This is a genomic window from Staphylococcus sp. MZ3, from assembly GCF_018622755.1.
Classification (GTDB): Bacteria; Bacillota; Bacilli; order Staphylococcales; family Staphylococcaceae; genus Staphylococcus; species Staphylococcus aureus.
The window spans coordinates 1255045-1274346 of sequence record NZ_CP076026.1 but is presented as its reverse complement, the minus strand read 5'-3'; the positions used below and the strand labels follow the sequence as shown (position 1 = coordinate 1274346).

Below are 19302 nucleotides of genomic sequence, written 5' to 3'. Positions count from 1 at the left end.
TTTTTATGCTCATTGTGAATTTAAATTATCACATGCATCTTTGATTTAATTAAACATGCCCATTTTAAATGTTACATTATCGTTTAATACTGGCATTTTAATATGTCATTGTATATTAGTTTTATACTGACATAATATCTTTTTCTTTATCAGCAATCATTTGATCAATTTCTTTTATTGAATTGTCTGTTGCTTTCTGAACATCTTCAGTACCACTTCTCAACTCATCTTCAGTAATGTCGCCATTTTTTTCATCTTTTTTCAACTGATCATTCATATCACGACGAATATTTCGAACAGATACTTTAGCTTCTTCACCAATTTTCTTAACATCTTTAACGCGCTCTTTTCTACGCTCTTCTGTTAAGGCAGGTACTGCAATACGTATCACTTCACCATCACTTGTTGGGTTGACACCTAAGTTAGCCGCTATTATCGCTTTTTCGATGTCAGCTACAGAAGTTTTGTCGTATGGAGAAATAACAAGTAAACGTGCTTCTGGAACATTGATGCTTGCTAATTGTTGTACAGGTGTTGGTGCACCATAGTAATCAACTGTTACGCCGTTTAATAAATTTGAATTAGCTCTTCCTGCACTGATATTAGCTAATTCACGTGATAAGCTTTCGATTGATTTTTGCATTCTTGATTTAGTTTCATTAATAATGTCACTCATTATTTTACACCTCTAAATTTATTTTGTAATTAACGTACCTATCTTTTCACCCATAACAGCACGTTTAATATTTCCTTCTTCCATAATAGAGAAAACAGTTAACGGAATGTTATTATCCATACAGAATGAGGATGCTGTTGAATCCATTACTTGTAAACCTTCTTGAAGCATTTGAATATGCGTTAAATGTTCATATTTTACCGCATCTTTGTTTACTTTAGGATCTGCAGAATATACACCATCTACATTATTTTTGCCCATTAAAATAACATCTGCTTCAACTTCTGCAGCACGTAATGCCGCTGTAGTATCTGTAGAGAAGTATGGGTTTCCAATACCTGCAGCAAAAATAACTACGCGTTTCTTTTCTAAGTGTCTAATTGCACGACGACGAATATAAGGTTCAGCCACTTGCTTCATTTCAATAGATGTTAATACTCGTGTATCACAATCCAATTGTTCTAAACTATCTTGTAATGCTAAGGCATTCATTACAGTTGCAAGCATACCCATGTAATCAGCAGTTCCACGGTCCATACCTAAGTCACTACCTGTTTTACCTCTCCAAATGTTTCCGCCACCAACGATTACTGCGATTTCACAGTCCATTTTAGCAACTTCAGCCACTTGCTCAGCAACACTTTTAATAATTACTGGATTTATGCCAAATCCTTTTTCTCCAGCTAACGCTTCACCACTTAGTTTCAAAACTACACGTTTATATTTAGAAATTTGAGCCATTTTCTTATCCTCTCTATCGTGAATATATGTAACATATACAAGTAAAGAAGACACAGTTGTCGTTTTATTAGAATGATTTACATTTTAATAAAGCAACATTAAAGGTGTCTTCTTCCTTGTTTTACTTTATGACAGATTATTTCATTTGTCCTTTAACTTCATCCGCAAAGTTTTCTTCGCGTTTTTCCATACCTTCGCCTACTTCATAGCGTACGAAGTCAACAAGTTTTCCACCTTTTGTTTTTAAGAAAGCTTCAACTGTTACATCAGGGTTTTTAACGAAGTCTTGATCTACAGCACAAATTTCTTGTAAGTATTTACGTAAACGTCCTTCCACCATTTTTTCAACGATGTTTTCTGGTTTACCTTCATTTAATGCTTGTTGTTTTAAAACTTCTCTTTCGTGGTTGATTTCTTCTTCGCTAACTTGTTCAGAAGAAACATATTTAGGGTTGATTGCAGCGATATGCATAGCAACGTCTCTTGCTGCTTCTTCGTCAGTTGAACCTTCAACAACTGTTAATACACCAATGCGTCCACCCATGTGTAAGTAAGCGCCGAAAGCATCGTTATCAGTTTTAGTTCTGATAGCAAAACGACGAACACTTAATTTTTCACCGATTGTTGAAATTGCTTCTTTAATTCTTTCATCAACTGATTTACCATTTGGTAAAGTTGTTTCCATTAAAGCTTCAACAGTTTCAGCTTTTGTATCTAATACTTGATTAGCGATTTCTTTAACTAACTCTTGGAATCCTTCGTTACGAGCAACAAAGTCTGTTTCAGAGTTGATTTCAACGATAACTGCGTCGTTACCTTTAGTTTCTACATGTACTAAACCTTCAGCCGCAATACGGTCTGCTTTTTTAGCTGCTTTAGCAATACCTTTTTCACGTAGGTAATCAATCGCTTTATCGATGTCACCATCAGTTTCAGTTAGCGCTTTTTTACAATCCATCATACCCGCGCCAGTTTTTTCACGTAATTCTTTAACAAGTTTTGCTGAAATAGTTGCCATTCATTATTCCTCCAATAAGTTATCATTTTATATATTATGATTTTAGCATTATTATAGGCAAGATTGCCAATACTCTAATTGAATATTTGTAATTTGCCTCGATTTTCTTTTTAAAAAAGGTGATAAGCATTAATATCTTATCACCCATTTAAACTATATCTAAGTCAGATTCAACAGTTGATTATTCTTCAGTTGCTTCTGTTTCTTCTGATTTTTCTTTTTCATCTAAATCGATGTTTTGTTCTGCAGCTACTTCTTCATTAGAAACGCCTTGTTGACCTTCTAAGATTGCATCTGCCATTTTAGCAGTTAATAATTTAACCGCACGGATAGCATCGTCGTTTGCTGGGATAACGTAGTCAATTTCGTCAGGATCACAGTTAGTGTCAACGATACCTACGATAGGAATATTTAATTTACGAGCTTCAGCAATTGCATTACGCTCTTTACGTGGGTCAACTACGAATAATGCTTGAGGCATTGATTTCATATCACGAATTCCGCCTAAGAATTTGATTAAACGGTCGTATTCTTTTTTAAGTTCTACTACTTCTTTTTTAGGTAATACTTCGAATAAACCATCTTCTTCCATTTTTTCAATTTCAGAAATACGTTTGATTCGTTTTGAGATCGTTTTATAGTTAGTTAATAATCCACCTAACCATCTTTGGTTAATGTAGAATTGACCAGCACGTTCTGCTTCAGATTTAACTGATTCTTGTGCTTGTTTTTTAGTTCCTACGAATAAGACTTGTCCACCATCTTCTGAAACTTGTTTCAAGAAGTTGTATGCCTCGTCTACTTTTTTCACTGTTTTTTGTAAGTCGATGATATAAATACCATTTCTCTCAGTGAAGATATATTTTTTCATTTTTGGGTTCCAACGACGTGTTTGGTGACCGAAGTGAACACCCGCTTCTAGTAATTGTTTCATTGAAATTACTGCCATTATAAATTCCTCCTATTGGTTAATTACCTCCATAGCAAACTATTGTAAAGACAATATACAAATATTGCACCCTTTACACAATCACGTTTGATATGTGTGTATTGGCTTTATAGCCGAAAATAAATATAACATAATGCCGTGTCTAAAGCAAATGTTTTTCAAGAATTTTTTCATAAATTTAAAGGTAATTCTATCATGTTAATGTGGAATATCAATTTGATTGAAAATTAGACAAAAATAAAGAAATGACTTCAACATAATCATCAAAGTCATTTCGTTGACTACCGCCAAGATAACATCGTCACGACTAGGACATTGAATTATGTCCCAGACTCATCGACTTATTTACTTTTTTCTAATTCATCTAAGAATTTTTCTTTTTTAACTTTAATGAAAGTACCTTTCATTCCTAAAGAACGTGATTCAATTACACCAGCACTTTCTAATTTACGTAGTGCATTTACAATTACAGATCTAGTAATACCAACTCTATCTGCAACTTTTGATGCGATTAATAGGCCTTCCGTACCGCCAAGTTCTTCAAAGATATGTTCAATCGCTTCTTTTTCAGAATAAGATAATGAATTAATTGCCATTGTAATAGCAGCTTTATCGCGCGCTTCTTTTTCTACTTCACTATGCTTCTCACGTAAGATTTCCATACCAATAACTGTAGCAGCATATTCACCTAGTACCAAATCATTTTCATTAAAATCATCATATACTCGACCAAGTACTAATGTACCTAATCTTTCTCCTCCACCTAAAATTGGGAAGATAGTTGTACGACTATCTATGAATAATTCTCTGTTTTCAGGTGGAAAAACTGTTAATACATTGTCGATATCAATATTTGATTCTGTTTGTTTAACTTCCATTAATCGTTCTGTATATTCACTTGGGATATGTCTTTCTTCCAACATTTGAATAATTCTTTGACTTTTTAATAATTCATTTAGACTCGACCCTAAAATTTTACCTCGACGCGATACAATAAATACATTTGTTACAGTTACGCTACTAATCGTTTGTGCTACATCTTTAAAATCAACCGCAATACCTTTGTGTTTTTGAAGTAACGTGTTTAACTCTCTCGTTTTAGATAATAAGCTCATGAATTTTTCTCCTTTTGTATATTTTTATAGAATAAATGCACTTAAATCTTTATTTGTTGAAATTGATTTTAATTTATCATCAACATATTGTGGGGTAATATCTACAACTGCATTCGGCATACTTGGTGCTTCGAATGATAAATCTTCTAGCATCTTTTCTAAAATTGTATGAAGTCGACGTGCACCAATATTGTCTGTATCTTGATTTACTTGATAGGCAATCTCAGCTAAGCGAGTAATTGCTTCATCGGTAAAGTTTACAGTAACTTCTTCTGTTTGAAGCAATGCTTCATATTGTTTAATTAATGACAATTTTGGTTCTGTCAAAATTCTTACAAAATCTTCTACCGATAAACTATCAAGTTCAACTCTAATCGGAAAACGACCTTGCAATTCTGGTATCAAGTCACTCGGCTTAGATACATGGAAAGCTCCAGCACCTATAAACAGCATATGTTCAGTATTCACAGTACCATATTTGGTTTGAATAACGCTACCTTCAAGTATAGGTAAAATATCTCTTTGAACACCTTGTCTTGAGACATCTTGACCACTATTATGATTATTCGTCGCAACTTTGTCGATTTCATCTATAAAGATGATACCCATTTGTTCTGCTAATTCAAGCGCTTCTTGGTTAGCGCTTTCTTGATCAATTAGTTCATCCGCATAACTATCAGCTAAGATTTTCCTTGCCGTCTCAACAGCAACTTCTCGCTCAACTTTCTTTTTAGGCATTAATTGATTCATCATCTCTTGCATTTGCTGATTTTGATTTGTACCTAGCATACCTAAAGCACCAGGATCTTGTTCGACTTTAATTCTTACCTTTTCTTTTTCAAGTTTGCCTTCTTCTAGCTGTCTCTTAATTTCAGAACGTTTTGTTTTAATTTCCTCAGTAGGTGGTTCTTCTTCATCTTCGTTATTTTGTCCGAAATTTGGAATTGCACCTCCGAAAAGTGACTCTAAAGGATTATTCGTTTGAGACGCTTTCTTTTTCATACTTGGAACTAATAACTTAACAAGTTTTTCATTGGCCTTAGCTGTTGCTTCATCTTGTACCAATGATTTTTTCTGCGCCTTGACTAATCTTACTGAAACATCAACAAGATCTCTAACCATACTTTCAACATCTCGTCCTACATAACCTACCTCAGTAAATTTAGTAGCTTCTACTTTTATAAATGGCGCGCCGACAACTTTGGCCATTCTTCTTGCAATTTCAGTTTTACCAACGCCGGTTGGTCCAATCATCAAAATATTTTTAGGTGAAATTTCTTGCTTTGATTCCTCATCTAATAAACTTCTTCTGTATCGATTACGTAGGGCAATTGCCACTTTACGTTTAGCATCATTTTGTCCAACGATGTATTCATTTAATTTAGATACGATTTCTTTTGGAGTTAATCTTATTCCAGCTGTATCCATTAATTTCATTCCTCCGTCTTTTAACTAAAATTAATTGCTCGTAATTATTTATCGTGCTCTGATTATTATAGTGTTTCGACAACAATATTATCGTTGGTAAAGACACAAATATCAGCCGCTACTTTCAAGCTCTCATATGCCATTTCTTCAGCAGACAAATGCGATGCATGGCGTTTCAATGCACGTCCTGCGCTTAATGCGTAGTTGCCTCCTGATCCAATAGCGATAAGGTCATCATCTGGGGCAATAACTTCGCCAGTTCCACTGACAACTAAAATTGCATCTTTATCCATTACAATTAGCATAGCTTCTAATTGACGTAATTGTTTATCGCCTCGCCATTCTTGTGCCAATTCAACAGCAGCTCTTTCTAAGTTACCACTAAACTGTTGTAATTTTGTTTCGAATTTTTCAAATAACGTAAACGCATCTGCTACACTACCTGCGAAACCAGCTAACACTTTACCTTCATATAAACGTCGCACTTTTCTTGCCGTTTGTTTCATGATGACTTGTTGACCAAGCGTTACTTGCCCATCTCCAGCCATAGCTGCTTTCCCATTATGTCTTACAGCATAAATTGTTGTTGCATGTAATGTTGTATTACTCATGTTTCATTCTCCTTTTTCGCTCGAGGATGTGCATTTAGATACACTTTTCTTAATTGTTGGTTAGATACGTGTGTATATTTACCAGTTGTTGACAAATTAACATGACCTAATAACGATTGTACTGTTCTTAGGTCTGCACCTTGATTCAATAAATGCGTTGCAAATGTATGTCTGAGCTTGTGGGGATGAATCTCACTCACGCCTGCTGTTCGTTTAACAATATCATTTAAAACATATCGTACACCGCGTTCAGTGATTGCTTCACCCTTCATATTTACAATAAGAAAATCATGATTGCATGACTGAATTGGTTTGAAATGTTCTAAATAATTTTCGATGCTTTGTCTACAATAAGCACCAAACGGTACAAAACGCTCTTTGCTCCCTTTTCCTAATACGGTAACACCATTCGCGTAAAAATCTATATCTTGTTTTTTAATATTCACTAATTCCGAAACACGGATGCCTGTAGCATACAACAATTCAAGAATAACTCGATCCCGTAAATTTTTTGAAGTGTCCTCTTCTACAGTTTTGAATAACGCTTCCATTTCTTCTTCGTAAAAGAATTGCGGAAGATATTTTTCTTTTTTCGGATGCACTAATTGAACAAATGGATTAATAATGTTCTCATCAAGCGTCATCCAATATTCATAGAAAGTTCTTAACGTTGAGATTTTACGAGAAACAGATGTTCTTTTCAAATGATTTGAATATAAATAGCTCAAATAATTTCTAGCATCTCTGTATTCAAAAGTATTCAACTCTAAATGTTCTTGTTCTAAAAATTGATTAAACTGAATTAAGTCATCTTGATATGATTTCAATGTGTGTTCCGAAAAATTCCGTTCAACTTTCAATGTATTTAAAAACGCATCTTGAATATGATTCAATACATTTACCCTCCATCAATAAGAATTGTAGCATATACAGCAAAGGGCTTACAGTAATTTGATAATCAATTCTAAATCTTTTGAGAATTAAATAATTGTAACTAATCGGAAAACCTGTTAATTAGAATACCTCTTTTTTAAATTAATTACTAAAAGTCTTTATTAATAGCCTTGCCATTTATTATTTCATTGCCTTTTAAATAAAGTTTATTTAAAACATTCTCTTACATGTTACATCAATCAACTTATTGCGTGTTATTTATTTAGATATTTTTTGAATGCGAATTCTAAATTGTCAGAAATACGTAACAATTCCAAAATTAAAAAGACTAGGATAAGTATTTTCCATTTAGAAAGTCATTACTTACTCGTTGATGACTTAAGAATGAATAGCATATCTAGTCTTTCTAACTATTTTATAAAGTTTTTTTGAAATTTTCTAAGTAATCCAAAGCTCTATTAGCTTGTGCTTCATAGCGTTCTTTTTTATCTTTAATTCTAGTTTCTAAAGATGGTAATAACCCGAAGTTAGCATTCATAGGTTGGAAATTCTTATTATTTTTAGCATGAGAAATATAGTAAGCCATACTTCCAATCATCGTTTCTCTAGGAAATACTACCTCACCTTTGCCTAATATTTTATGCGCAAGATTGATACCTGCAACTAAGCCGCTAGCTGCGCTTTCTACATAACCTTCAACACCAGTCATTTGTCCCGCAAACTGTATGTTTGGTTGTGAAATCAATTCATATTTCTCGTTTAATACGTCCGGTGAGTTAATGAAGGTATTTCTATGCATCACACCATATCTAACAATATCAACATTTTCTAAACCTGGAATTAATTTAATAACTTCTTTTTGAGCTCCCCATTTTAAATGCGTTTGGAAGCCGACAATATTGTAGAGTGTGCCAGCAGCATCATCTTGTCTTAATTGAACCACTGCATAAGGACGTTTCCCAGTCTTTGGATCTTCTAATCCTACTGGTTTCATTGGTCCAAATAGTAATGTCTTGCGTCCGCGTTCTGCCATTACTTCAAAAGGCATACAACCCTCGAAATATTTTTCTTTTTCAAATGAATTTACAGGCGCAACTTCAGCTTCTAATACTGCATCATAAAAGCGATTAAATTCATCCTCAGTCATAGGACAGTTTAAATATGCAGCTTCACCTTTATCATAACGGGACTTTAAGTAAACTTTATCCATATCAATAGATTCTTTTTCAATAATTGGAGCAGCCGCATCATAGAAATAAAGTTGATCTTTACCAGTAATGTCCACTATTTCTTGCGCAAGGGTTTCTGTAGTAAGTGGTCCTGTTGCGATAATTGTGTATCCATCTGGAATGGCATTAATTTCTTCATTAATAACTGTGATATTTTCATGATTTTTAAGTACTTCAGTTATATAACCTGAAAAATCGTGTCTATCAACTGCTAATGCACCACCAGCTGGAACTCGTGCCTTATCAGCCGCTTCAATAATTATAGAATTCAATCTTCTCATTTCTTCTTTTAAAACACCCACACCATTAGTTAAAGCATTTCCGCGTAATGAATTGGAACATACAAGTTCCGCAAATTTATCAGTATGGTGCGCTGGTGTTTGTTTAACAGGTCTCATCTCTATTAGATTAACTTTAATTCCTCTTTCAGCTAATTGATATGCCGCTTCTGAACCGGCAAGACCAGCACCTATTACATTTACAGTTTGAGTCATTTCTATACTCCTTTTATTGTCATTTATGTCTTTTAATTATGTTGTTATGTTTATATTATCCGCACTTATTTAGATTAATCCATTACTATCTTTAAAATAAGATTCACTAATGATTCTATTTAACAACCTTAAAATGTATCTAGGAAATAAAAATATTATTTCTGCGCTGCCTCTTTATAATCGCAATTTGAACATATTACTTGTGTTGTCTTGCCTTTTTTATTTTCAACAAGATATTGGTTACATTTTGGACAATCTCTTCCAATCGGCTTATCCCAAGAGATAAAGTCGCATTCAGGATATTTCGAACATCCATAAAAGACACGATTCTTTTTAGATTTTCTTTCTACGACGTCACCATCATTACATTTTGGACATTTAACACCAATAGACTTAACTATCGCTTTTGTATTACGACAATCCGGGAAGTTTGAGCAAGCCATGAACTTACCATAGCGTCCCATTTTTATAACCATAGGAGAACCACAAACTTCACAGTCTTCACCGGCTGGCTCATCTTTGATTTCAATCTTTTCCATCTCTTCTTCAGCACGTTCAACATCTTGTTTAAAGCTACTAAAGAAACCGTCTATTACTTTTCTCCATGTAATGTCGCCTTCTGCAATCTTATCAAGTAACGTTTCCATATTCACTGTGAATTCCACATCAATAATCTCTGGGAAGTATTCTTTCACTTGTTCATGAACTATTTCTCCCAACTCAGTAGGAACAAAACGCTTACTTTCTAATTTGACATAGTTACGCTTTTGAATCGTATCTATTGTCGGTGCATAGGTTGATGGTCGCCCAATTTTCAATTCTTCTAGTGTTTTTACTAATCTCGCCTCAGTATATCTTGGAGGTGGTTGTGTATAGTGTTGAGCTGGTTCAATTTGAGTTGCTGTGACTTTATCACCTTGCTCTAATTTAGGCAGTTTATTTTCCTTTTCGCTATCACTATCATCTTTAGTTTCTACATAAAGTGTCATAAATCCTTTAAACTTGATTGTTTGACCATTCGCTCTAAATTTAATGTCACCTTGTGTTATGTCTAATGAGACTGTATCAAGTATTGCTGGAGCCATTTGACTAGCAACAAATCGTTCCCAAATTAATTTGTATAATCGGTATTGGTCTTTCGTCAAAAATGACTTCATATCATCTGGCGTACGCATAGTACTTGAAGGTCTAATAGCCTCATGGGCATCTTGGTCACCTTGTTTCCCTGATGCTTTACGTTTAGAAGTGTAAGATTCACCGTATTTATCAGTTATATACTGTTTTGCTTCAGCTTTGGCAGTATCTGAAATACGTGTAGAATCGGTTCTCATATATGTTATTAAACCAATCGTACCTTGTTTTTTCAAATCTATACCTTCATATAATTGTTGTGCGACCATCATTGTTTTTCTTGCTTTAAAGTTTAATTTACGTGCCGCCTCTTGTTGTAATGTGGAAGTTGTAAATGGGTTTGCTGGATTACGCGTTTTTTCTTTTTTAGTCACGTTTGTAATTTCGAATTGATCTCCATCTAATGCAGCTGTAATTTTCTCAACATCTTTTTTCGTTTTTAGTTTAAAAGGTTTATTTTTATAATGAAGGAATTTAGCATTGAATTTTGATTTTTTGTATCTAAATTCTCCTTCAATAGTCCAATATTCTTCTGGTTTAAAGTTTCGAATTTCATTTTCACGGTCAATGACTAAACGAAGTGCAACAGATTGAACTCGACCCGCTGACAAACCTTTTTTTACTTTTTTCCATAGAACTGGCGAGATGTTATAGCCAACCAATCTATCTAATATTCGACGCGCTTGTTGTGCATCGACTAAGTTCATTTCAATTTCTCTAGGATTTTTAAAACTTTCTTTAACAGCGTCTTTAGTTATTTCGTTGAAAACAACGCGATTTTCTTTAGAATCTTCAAGCTCTAAAATTTTTGATAAATGCCAAGCAATTGCTTCACCTTCACGGTCGGGGTCACTTGCGAGAAAGACGTTTTTCGCTTTTTTTGCATGTTTTTTCAATTCTTTTACAACAGGACCTTTTCCGCGTATTGTTATATATTTTGGTTCGTAATTATCTTCAGTGTCGACACCCATTTGACTTCTTGGTAAGTCTCTGACGTGTCCCATTGAAGCTATAACTTTATATTTCTTACCTAAATACTTTTCAATGGTTTTTGCTTTTGCAGGCGATTCAACAATGACTAAATTATCTGCCAATGTCATTTCCCCCTCGCTAATCTAATTACTAAAGATAAATGATAAACGCTTAATTTTGCTTTTGTCAACGTTTTATATCTAAACAAATCATTTTCCCTGTCTATTTTTTATAGATTTTATTAAAAAATAAATTACAAAGGGTAACAAAAGAAATATGAAGCAACTCGTTATTTTTAGTTTTAAATATAGTAGTCTTCAAATATATCATTAGCGTTTAATACTACCTTAGCACCTTCTTGGATACGTAATAAATTACCTTTTGTCATAGGATTAAACATAGATCCAGGTAAAACATAAACATTTCTATTTTGCTCTAATGCAAAATCTATCGTGATGTGACTGCCACTTTGTTCCTTAGCCTCAGTAATTAAAACCCCTTTTGACAAACCGCTGATAATTCTATTGCGCTCAGGAAATCTATATTTAGCGATTGGTGTATGTGGTGGATATTCGGATATAACTAAACCTTTTTCTTCTATTTTATTTCTTAATGCTAATGTACTTTTGGGATAATGTGTTTGATGGCCAAAGGCTAAAACTGCAATTGTAGGGAGATTGTATTTTAAAGCTATTTGATGTGCCATTGCATCAGCTCCTTGAGCAAGGCCGGAAACAATTGTTAAATATTTGCTTTTATCATTTGATAATAAAAATTCTAAAGACTGTTGGGTATAACTTGTAGAATCTCTTGCACCTACTACTGCCAAATGATGCATATTATTTATTAATTTGATGTTCCCTTTATAGAAAAGAAGTAATGGAAATTGATATATTTCTTTTAATAGCACTGGGTATTCAGAATCCATATATGTAATGTAACTTACTTTTAATTTCTGCAGTTCTTTAATAATATCGTTATGATCAAGTTTTATAAAAGCATAGTATTTACGTAATAAATGAACATTTTCTTCCCTATTCACCCATTCACATAAATAACTATCTTTTTTTCTTCCCTCCTCTTTAATTACATTAGAATATGCCATTAAAAATTGATGAATTTGTTTAGTCGAAAAGTGTGCCCAGTATAACTTAAGCAAAAATAGTTTAATCAATAAATCAACTCCTTTTTGTAATCATACAAAATCATATTCTATTTTTGTTTTACATTTCTAATACAAAAACATTGTCGATGTAATGTTATTTTAAGGAGTAAAAATACTGACTTAAAAAGTGAAAAGTATGTTGGAAAGAATTTAAAATTTCAATTTCCAACATACTTTATAATTAAACCTTATAAATAAGTTTTGCAAATTTATATAGAATTGGTCTTACTGGTTTGATGAAATCACCAATTAATTCTTCAACATGTGCATTAAAACCCTTTTTAAATTGTTGAACACCAAAATCATCCGCCTCATTACTAAAGACGCCTGTTATTCCATAAAAATTATACCTATTAATATTATGTGATTTTGCATATTTTATCATATGCCATTGTAGATGATATGCACCCATATACTGATTATATTTCGGATTTGATCCACTTGATAGATAATAAACTTCATCATCAGTACATATAAATAAAGCAGCAGCTAAATCCAAAACAGGTCCATCTTCTAATATTAGTTCTTCGGTTTTACTAATTCTATTATTAATACTAGATAATTGCATATTTAACTGATTTAATTTTGATTTATTCTTTTTAGAATTTGGATTTTCATTTAATGCTCTGTTCACAGTCATCATTTCATTTTCGATTTTCAATAATTGTATTTTTAATTTATCTTGATATTCATTAAGATTTATACAAGCTATCTTTAACATTGCCTTATCTTTATATATTTCTTGCATTCGTTTAAAATAATCTTCATTCATGAAATGAAAACCATGTTTTTCTTCAGCCATTTGAAACAATTTATAAAATCGATTTGTTTCTTCAATAGATAAATCTTCAACCTTAACACCAATCTCAATAGTCTTTTTTATATTTCTTCTAGTTTGGTATTCCATTTCTTTTAAAAGTTGATTCTCATCTTTATCTTTTAAATCCAATACAGAAATCCACCTAATTTGACTTTTATTTGAATATCCTGTTGTATAACCTTGATGGAGATACCCAATTTTCCCTAGCATCTTTACTATCACTGAATTATTATAATTCTTTATTATCCTACCATTTGCATCTCTTAAATTCTCTATTAAATATGGATCAACAAGAATAAATACTCCTCTATTTTTATAAATGAATTTAGATAATTCTTTAAAAAAGTAACAAACTAATTTAGCATCGAAATAATCAAGTAAAGGACCTCTATGAGAGTAGAAATATTTGTAGAATTTAAAAATTCGTGCCTCTGTTAATAAACATGCAGCTATAACTTCATTTTTATCATTCTTCACTCCCACAATATGTGCTTCATGATTTATTTTATTTCTATAATTATATAATTCTATAGACTGTGTATAATGTTTGAAGTGCTTTTTGGTGTAGTTGGTAAATTCTTCTTCACTTAAAGTTGAAAATTTCATATTTCAATGTCCTGCCTTCGATTTAAATTATGCTTTTTTAAATGGTCTAATAAAAATCATATCATTTTCATAATTATGAACAACTTTATGTGCAACCTCTGCTTTACGCCATCCACCATTATTCCAGTTTTGATCTAAACTTTGGAACTTCATTAATTTTCCATCATAATCACCATTTAAGACAATAGCTGTATGACCATATCCTCCACCAAATCTTCCGCTAAAAACCACTAAGTCCCCAGGTTCAGCTTTGAAAGTTGGTGTGTTGTGATAAATTTTAGCTTCACTATTAAAATTATTTGCATATGGTATATCTTTAGCTCCATATCCTTTTAATCCATGACCATAAAGATGATTCCAATATACATTAACTAAATCGAAACATTGCCATCCATAACTACCGTCGAAATCCCATCCTCTATTCTCTAATGTTTTCAAATAATTTAATGTACTGCTATTACTATTACTTTTATTATTTGAAGACACTGTTTTTGGTTTTGGTTCTACTAATGGTGTCATTGGCACTTTTAATTTTTGACCAATAAATATTAAATTAGGATTTGCTATATTATTTGTATTTTGAATATTTGAAACTGTAGTTTTGTATTTTAATGCTATAGCACTAAGTGTGTCTCCTTTTTTTACAGTATAGATTTGTGTTTTTGGAGCTTCTCTAAAACTGTAGTAACCAAAGTAATTATTAGTAACTTTATTCATTTTCTTCTGATTAGAATTTTGAACTTCTAAGTTTGCAATTTTAATTTCTTTAGTAGGTTCATTGTTATTAACAACTAGATTGTTACCTTGGCTTGAGTTTTTCGGAGTATTTGAAATCTTTATATCTTGATTAATTTCATTTCCATTTGAAATTGCTGATTTGTTGTCTAACTTTAAACTTGTGTCCGATGTTTTAACAGCACCTTCATTTTTTATTTTGTCATTTGTCGTATTTTTATTAGCATTTAACTCTGATTTCGCGAATACATTTTGCTCATACCCTCTTGTAAAATCTTTAGATTTATCAATTTCATCTGCATATGCTTTGTTCGACATACCCAATGCCAAAAACATACCTATTGAAATTGACAAAATTCCAATACTAACTTTTCTAATTGAATAGCGTACTTTACTTTGTTGTTTATTCATGATGTAACACTCCTCGCAATAATATATAAATATTATAACATAGTGCACTATATGTTTTAATAAAAATTTGCTTTGTTTTATAAAGCTATTGAAGGAGGTAAAATAATTAACTTGTCTTTCCAAAATATGAAAAGTGTACTAAAATTCATCGCACGACAAATAGCCCATTTCCGATACTTTTATAAAGTACGGAATGGGCTATAGCCATTTATATCATCTTTTAACTTTATTTATTAACAGTTAATAATGCTTCATAAATACCTGCTTCTTTAGCAGCTTCAATTAATGTTGAACCAATTTCTGAAGGTGTTGCCGCTGTTTTCACACCACAACTATTTAATGTTTTAATTTTCTCTTCAGCAGTACCTTTACCACCTGAAATGATTGCACCAGCATGTCCCATACGTTTTCCAGGAGGTGCTGTTTGTCCACCGATAAAGCCTACAACTGGTTTTGTCATATTCGCTTTAATCCATTCAGCTGCTTCTTCTTCAGCTGTACCACCGATTTCACCAATCATAACAACTGCTTTCGTTTCGTCATCTTCATTGAATGCTTTTAAAACATCAATAAAGTTTGTTCCGTTGACTGGGTCTCCACCAATACCAACAGCTGTAGTTTGACCAATACCTTCTTCAGTCAATTGGTGCACTGCTTCATATGTTAGTGTACCTGAACGTGATACTACACCAACATGACCTTTTTTGTGAATATAGCCAGGCATAATACCAATTTTACATTCATCTGCTGTAATCACACCTGGACAGTTTGGACCAACTAAACGTGTTTTTCTACCTTGTAAGTAGCGTTTAACTTTAACCATGTCTAATACAGGAATATGTTCAGTGATACAAATAACCATATCTAAGTCTGCATCAGCTGCTTCTAAAATTGAGTCTGCAGCAAATGGTGCTGGAACGTAAATGACTGAAACCGTTGCCCCGGTTTCATTTTTAGCTTCTTCAACAGTGTTGAAAACAGGAACGCCTTCAACAACTTGACCACCTTTACCAGGCGTCACACCTGCTACTATTTTCGTACCATAATCAAGCATTTGTTTTGTATGGAAAAGGGCAGTAGACCCTGTAATACCTTGTACCATTACTTTAGTATTCTTATCTATAAATACACTCATCTTAGTGCTCCCATCCTTTCCTTATGCTTCTTTGACTAGTTTAACAATTTTTTGTGCACCTTCAGCCATTGTTGCTGCTGGTTCAATTGCTAATCCTGAGTCTTTTAAGATTTTTTTACCTAACTCAACATTTGTACCTTCTAAGCGTACAACTAGTGGTAAAGTTAAATCTACTTCTTTTACAGCTTCAACGATACCTTCTGCGATAACATCACATTTCATAATGCCACCGAAAATATTTACAAAAATACCTTTAACATTTTCATCACCTAAAATGATTTTAAATGCTTCAGTTACTTTTTCTCTAGTAGCGCTTCCGCCTGCATCTAAGAAATTGGCTGGGTTTCCACCGAAATGATTAATCGTATCCATTGTTGCCATGGCTAAACCTGCACCATTAACCATACATCCGATATCACCATCTAATGCAATGTATGATAAATCATGTTTAGACGCCTCAATCTCTTTCGGATCTTCTTCTTCTAAATCACGTAATTCTACAACATCTTTATGTCTGAATAATGCATTATCATCAAAATTAATTTTAGCATCTAATGCCAATACATCACCATCAGCTGTTATAACTAATGGGTTGATTTCTACGATTGAACAATCTTTTTCAATGAATACATTATAAAGTGCTAATAAGAATTTAGCTGCTTTGTTAACAGATTCTTTAGGAATATTAATATTAAACGCAATTCGTCTTGCTTGGAATGGTGAAAGTCCGATTACTGGATCGATAGTTTCTTTGAAGATCTTTTCAGGAGTCTTCGCAGCAACTTCTTCAATCTCAGTGCCCCCTTCTTCAGACGCCATCAATGTTACTTGGTCAGTCGCACGATCAATAACGAATCCAACGTAATATTCTTTTTGAATAGCACAACCTTCTTCGATATATAAACGCTTAATTTCTTTACCTTCTGGACCAGTTTGATGTGTCACCAAAGTTTTCCCTAATAATTCTTTTGCATATGTTTCTACCTCAGATAAAGATTTAGCAATTTTTACTCCGCCTGCTTTACCTCTACCTCCAGCATGAATTTGTGCTTTTACAACATAAACATCAGAATTTAATTCTTTTGCTTTCTCCACCGCTTCTTCAGCAGTAAATGCTACTCGTCCTTCTGGAACTGCAACGCCCATTGAACGAAATATTTCTTTACCTTGATACTCGTGGATATTCATCTTCCATCCTCCTGTTACTTAGGTTAAGTTCCCTTACAATTATAAAAAATGTAAGCGCTATTGTAAACTTAAATGCTACTTTTTTATCATTTAATTGAATTTTACGATTTACAGTAACGATTTTATAGGTTCAAAGCTTTTTCTATGCTCTTTCATAATGCCAATATCATCGATTGCTAGTAAATGTTGTTTGGTACCATAACCCGCGTTTTTTTCAAAACCGTATTCAGGATAATTTTTAGATAACTGTGTCATATAATCATCACGAAAAACCTTTGCCATGATACTTGCAGCTGCAATGGACACACTTCTTGCATCACCCTTGATTAAAGATACTTGAGGCAGTGCATTATCAAGCGTCATAGCGTCTATCAATAAATGCGTTGGTTGTACTGATAATCCATCAATAGCTCGCTGCATGGCGATTTGAGTAGCTTTATAAATATTAAATTCATCTATTTCTTCAGCTGTCGCGATCCCATATGCAAAAGCAGTAACTTCATTTTTTAGTGCTTCATTTAATTCTAGACGTTTCGTAACAGGTACTTTTTTCGAGTCATCAAGACCCAAATAATTGTGATTTGAATTTAAAATTGTTGCGCATGCAACGACTGGACCTGCTAAAGGTCCTCTTCCAACTTCATCAATACCACAAATAATAGCATTAGGATTCTCTTTTAATATTTCATTTTCAAAGTAAGTCATTTCAACATATTTTTCTTTTAAAGCTTGTTCTTTTTCTAACGCTTTTCTTCGTCTGGCTATGGCATTTTGTACACCTTTTCGCTCATCTAAAAAGCATTCATGATTTTCTAATTCTTCTATTGTATTAACCGCATTAATCAACTGCGTTACTTCTTTAATTGTTAGCGTCATTTGCTAATTCCTCAGTCATATCTTTAAAAATATCAAAACAATAATTTCCTATTTTAGCATTTCGAATATCGTAAATAATCAATTCAATGACTGCCTCGTAATCAATTTCATTACCACGTCGAATTAAGCCACGCTTTTTCCCTATCGCATCAAACCACGCTAAGATTTCTGCATCTTCAGGAACTTCGATTTTATAATGTGCTTTTAAGCGCGCTAAATCATTTTGAATTAAAAAGTTCAGACCATAGATGGCAACTTCATCTAAGTGCACAATACTATCTTTTATCGCACCAGTTAAACTCAACTTCTTACCGACTTCTTCATCTTCAAATTTAGGCCAAAGTATCCCTGGTGTGTCTAATAGTTGTAATGCATTACCAACTTTAATCCATTGTTGTTGTTTGGTCACACCTGGTTTATTACCAGTCTGTGCAATACTACGCTTTGCCAGTTTATTTATTAATGTGGATTTACCAACATTTGGAATTCCAACAATCATCGCTCTAATCGCTCTTGGCTTAAGTCCTTTTGCTTTTTCACGTTCAAATTTTTCAGCAGTCGCCTTAATTGCTGCAGCTTCCACTTTCTTTAAATTTTTACCGTGCTTAGCATCCACTGATACAGGATAGTATCCTTTATCAATAAAAAATTGTTCCCATTTTGACATCTCATTTAAATTAGACATATCTTTTTTATTTAATATAACAACACGTGGTTTTTGGTTAATAACTTCATCTATCATAGGGTTTCTTGAACTATATGGAATTCTTGCATCTACTAGTTCAAACACTACATCTACTTTTTTTAATTGTTCACTTACTTCTCTTTTGGCTTTCGCCATATGTCCTGGATACCATTGAATAACCATTCAATTCACCTTACTTTCGTCAATTCTTTTCTCATTATTAAAATCTATAACCTGTTAATTATAGAACAAATTCATTAATTCAACTATATTTATTTTAACATTGTCACACTTCTTAACAATGCTTTAGATTCAGGTATAAGTGATTATTCCAAGTTTTCTCTAATTAAAAATTTTCATTTAATAAATCTAAGCTGCTTATTAGGTGACATTCATCTTTATCAGTATGACATTTTTATTATT

General features: G+C 32.9%; 19 protein-coding genes. All 19 read right to left on the bottom strand.

Translation table 11 applies throughout. The annotated features are described in order from the left end of the window. Nucleotides 1-121: 121 nt before the first annotated feature. The 19 genes from frr to ylqF all read right to left on the bottom strand — a co-directional run bounded on the left by frr (nt 122) and on the right by ylqF (nt 19062). Complete coding sequence (frr, locus tag KI230_RS06205) at nt 122-676, bottom strand: ribosome recycling factor (protein WP_001280006.1); 555 nt, start codon at nt 674-676, stop codon at nt 122-124. A gap of 18 nt (nt 677-694) precedes the next feature. Next, nucleotides 695-1417 (bottom strand): UMP kinase, encoded by a 723-nt coding sequence (gene pyrH / locus KI230_RS06200; RefSeq protein WP_000057330.1) that lies wholly within the window; start codon nt 1415-1417, stop codon nt 695-697. Between the two features lie 136 nt (nt 1418-1553). Continuing rightward, a complete protein-coding gene (gene tsf / locus KI230_RS06195; RefSeq protein WP_000201387.1) occupies nt 1554-2435 on the bottom strand; it encodes a translation elongation factor Ts in 882 nt (293 codons plus the stop codon). Between the two features lie 34 nt (nt 2436-2469). Beyond that, entirely contained in the window at nt 2470-2583 is a 114-nt protein-coding gene (locus KI230_RS06190; RefSeq protein WP_001789890.1) for a hypothetical protein, read from the bottom strand. Nucleotides 2584-2616: 33 nt separating this feature from the next. Then, nucleotides 2617-3384 (bottom strand): 30S ribosomal protein S2, encoded by a 768-nt coding sequence (gene rpsB / locus KI230_RS06185; protein WP_000268484.1) that lies wholly within the window; start codon nt 3382-3384, stop codon nt 2617-2619. A gap of 198 nt (nt 3385-3582) precedes the next feature. After that, on the bottom strand, nt 3583-3675 hold the full coding sequence (locus tag KI230_RS06180; RefSeq protein WP_031788481.1) for a hypothetical protein: 93 nt from the start codon (nt 3673-3675) through the stop codon (nt 3583-3585). 50 nt (nt 3676-3725) lie between these two features. Continuing rightward, nucleotides 3726-4499, bottom strand: a complete 774-nt coding sequence (gene codY / locus KI230_RS06175; protein WP_214958349.1) for a GTP-sensing pleiotropic transcriptional regulator CodY — start codon at nt 4497-4499, stop codon at nt 3726-3728. Between the two features lie 24 nt (nt 4500-4523). After that, on the bottom strand, nt 4524-5927 hold the full coding sequence (gene hslU, locus KI230_RS06170; RefSeq protein ID WP_000379054.1) for an ATP-dependent protease ATPase subunit HslU: 1404 nt from the start codon (nt 5925-5927) through the stop codon (nt 4524-4526). Between the two features lie 65 nt (nt 5928-5992). Further along, nucleotides 5993-6538, bottom strand: a complete 546-nt coding sequence (hslV, locus tag KI230_RS06165) for an ATP-dependent protease subunit HslV (protein WP_000072681.1) — start codon at nt 6536-6538, stop codon at nt 5993-5995. Beyond that, on the bottom strand, nt 6535-7431 hold the full coding sequence (gene xerC / locus KI230_RS06160; RefSeq protein ID WP_001015597.1) for a tyrosine recombinase XerC: 897 nt from the start codon (nt 7429-7431) through the stop codon (nt 6535-6537). Before xerC ends, hslV begins: the two co-directional genes overlap by 4 nt. Nucleotides 7432-7847: 416 nt before the next feature. Then, entirely contained in the window at nt 7848-9155 is a 1308-nt protein-coding gene (gene trmFO / locus KI230_RS06155; protein WP_000195259.1) for a methylenetetrahydrofolate--tRNA-(uracil(54)-C(5))-methyltransferase (FADH(2)-oxidizing) TrmFO, read from the bottom strand. 155 nt (nt 9156-9310) lie between these two features. Then, nucleotides 9311-11386, bottom strand: a complete 2076-nt coding sequence (topA, locus tag KI230_RS06150; RefSeq protein WP_001557331.1) for a type I DNA topoisomerase — start codon at nt 11384-11386, stop codon at nt 9311-9313. 173 nt (nt 11387-11559) lie between these two features. Beyond that, complete coding sequence (dprA, locus tag KI230_RS06145; protein ID WP_045177422.1) at nt 11560-12432, bottom strand: DNA-processing protein DprA; 873 nt, start codon at nt 12430-12432, stop codon at nt 11560-11562. 172 nt (nt 12433-12604) lie between these two features. Continuing rightward, nucleotides 12605-13849, bottom strand: a complete 1245-nt coding sequence (gene fmhC / locus KI230_RS06140; RefSeq protein WP_000672869.1) for a FemA/FemB family glycyltransferase FmhC — start codon at nt 13847-13849, stop codon at nt 12605-12607. Between the two features lie 27 nt (nt 13850-13876). Further along, on the bottom strand, nt 13877-14995 hold the full coding sequence (locus tag KI230_RS06135) for a LysM peptidoglycan-binding domain-containing protein (protein ID WP_001041673.1): 1119 nt from the start codon (nt 14993-14995) through the stop codon (nt 13877-13879). 226 nt (nt 14996-15221) lie between these two features. After that, a complete protein-coding gene (gene sucD, locus KI230_RS06130) occupies nt 15222-16130 on the bottom strand; it encodes a succinate--CoA ligase subunit alpha (RefSeq protein WP_000110251.1) in 909 nt (302 codons plus the stop codon). A 21-nt stretch (nt 16131-16151) separates the two neighbouring features. Further along, on the bottom strand, nt 16152-17318 hold the full coding sequence (sucC, locus tag KI230_RS06125) for an ADP-forming succinate--CoA ligase subunit beta (protein ID WP_001020799.1): 1167 nt from the start codon (nt 17316-17318) through the stop codon (nt 16152-16154). 108 nt (nt 17319-17426) lie between these two features. Beyond that, nucleotides 17427-18194: a ribonuclease HII gene (rnhB, locus tag KI230_RS06120; RefSeq protein ID WP_000176400.1), complete on the bottom strand. Its 768-nt coding sequence runs from the start codon at nt 18192-18194 to the stop codon at nt 17427-17429. Continuing rightward, on the bottom strand, nt 18178-19062 hold the full coding sequence (ylqF, locus tag KI230_RS06115) for a ribosome biogenesis GTPase YlqF (RefSeq protein WP_000236720.1): 885 nt from the start codon (nt 19060-19062) through the stop codon (nt 18178-18180). Before ylqF ends, rnhB begins: the two co-directional genes overlap by 17 nt. Nucleotides 19063-19302: the final 240 nt, after the last annotated feature.